Source organism: Streptomyces sp. NPDC007162 (genome assembly GCF_040634175.1).
GTDB lineage: Bacteria > Actinomycetota > Actinomycetes > Streptomycetales > Streptomycetaceae > Streptomyces.
Window position 1 is genome coordinate 1 of the sequence record NZ_JBEYFC010000964.1, and the last position, 1,613, is coordinate 1,613.

Below are 1,613 nucleotides of genomic sequence, written 5' to 3' on the forward strand. Positions count from 1 at the left end.
ACGAGGTGCCGGCGCAGCTCCTTCACCCGCCCGGACTCCCCGCCGATCCAGGCGAGCATGGTCCACACCTGGGTGCTCTCGCTGACTGCGACGTTCATGTCCCGGCGGGCGAGCACCCGGGTGAGCATCAGGATGTCCTCGGTGGTCCGCAGCTCGCCGCCCAGCGACTCGGGCACGAAATAGCGGCTGAAGCCGAAGGCGCGCACATGGTCGATGCCGGCCACCGGCAGCTCTTCTTGTTCATCGAGATCAAGACCGCGCCTGAACGACACGGAATTCGTGGCCACTTCCGGATCTCCGAGCCACTTCTCGAATTCCTCCGCCAGCACTGTGGATTCACCGGCCACAGCAGTGGTCCTACGCATTCTTCTCCCCAGGATCGGCGCATGGCAGCGCCAGGAAAATGCCCGTGCGAAAGTCGTCGCGGGCATCACGATGAAACCGGCAGCCTCAGCGGGCCAGCCGGTACCGAAAAAGGACAGAGCGGCGCAAGGGCCTCTGCGAACGCCCGTGAACAGGCATGACGACATGACACGGGCGCACGGGTCGCCGCACCGAAGACAGCCCGAAGGGCCGGTGAATCATGAAATCCGGGACGCTATCCGGCCCCGTAAAGACATCCGTTCATATATCCCCCGTTGAATTCGAAACGATCCGTCGGCGAAGCCTCGCCGTTTCCCGCCGACCCCCGTCGGCTGACGGTCCTTCACCTGAACGGTATGTTCTGGACAGTAACAGAGAATCAAGCCGGATTCACGTGACGGCCGTCACATCGCCGCCACAGCCGTTGCCCGGGACCTCGAAACAGGTTAAGGACGATTAAATTCCGCAAGGGATTCAGAAATTCCGTATCGGCCGACACCCGTGCCACCGTCGGCCGACACCCGTGCCACCGTCCGCCGGGACCCGTGCCACCGTCCGCCGGGACCCGGCGCTGTCTCCCCGCCGGAAGCGTTGGTATCTTCGATCGTGGAGATTCAAACGGTTGGAGGGAGCATGCGCATGGCGCCCAGCGGGCACGCCGAGCCGACCGGGGAACGCCTGTCGCCCCGGAAGGACTTCCCCATCGCCGAACGCCCCGGCTACCTGCTGCACAAGGCCGGCCTCGTACTGGTCGAGGACGCCGAGAAGGCCCTGGCCACGCTCGGCATGCGCATGCGGTACTTCTTCGTGCTGGCCGCCCTGGCCGGCGGCCCCGAACTGTCCCAGCAGGACCTGAGCCGGCTTCTCAACCTCGATCCGACCACGGTCGTGACGGTCATCGACGAGATGGAGCGCAACCAGCACGTCGAGCGCCGGCGCAACCCCGCCGACCGCAGGCGCTACAACCTGATCCTCACCGACTCCGGCCGCGAGGCCCTGGCGGCGGCCGACAAGGTGGCCACCGAGACCGAGTCGGCCTTCTTCAGCCGCCTGCCCGCGGACCAGCGGGACCTGCTGCGCGACATGCTCGGCACCCTGCTGGCGGGCCGCTGGCCCGCGTCCGTCTGCTCCGACTGACACCGACCGACACCGAAACCCCAGGCGGGGGCGGCGCTCGACCACACCGCCCCAACCCCCCCCCCCACACCGAGCCCCCCCAAAAGAACAACAGAGAGGAGGGGCAAAGAGAG

The 1,613-nt window shown here is 66.6% G+C and carries 1 protein-coding gene and 1 pseudogene; one reads left to right on the top strand and one right to left on the bottom strand.

The window, feature by feature from the left end; translation table 11 throughout:
• Nucleotides 1-224: pseudogene (locus ABZ646_RS46280) on the bottom strand (hypothetical protein); the annotation flags it as partial.
• 778 nt (nucleotides 225-1,002) lie between these two features.
• Here ABZ646_RS46280 and ABZ646_RS46285 point away from each other — a divergent pair.
• Nucleotides 1,003-1,500, top strand: a complete 498-nt coding sequence (locus ABZ646_RS46285; protein ID WP_360533718.1) for a MarR family transcriptional regulator — start codon at nucleotides 1,003-1,005, stop codon at nucleotides 1,498-1,500.
• Nucleotides 1,501-1,613 lie beyond the last annotated feature (113 nt).

Excerpts from the sequence above, each read along its gene's own strand:
- ABZ646_RS46285 (WP_360533718.1), top strand. The coding sequence starts at position 1,003 with ATGGCGCCCAGCGGGCACGCCGAGCCGACCGGGGAACGCCTGTCGCCC.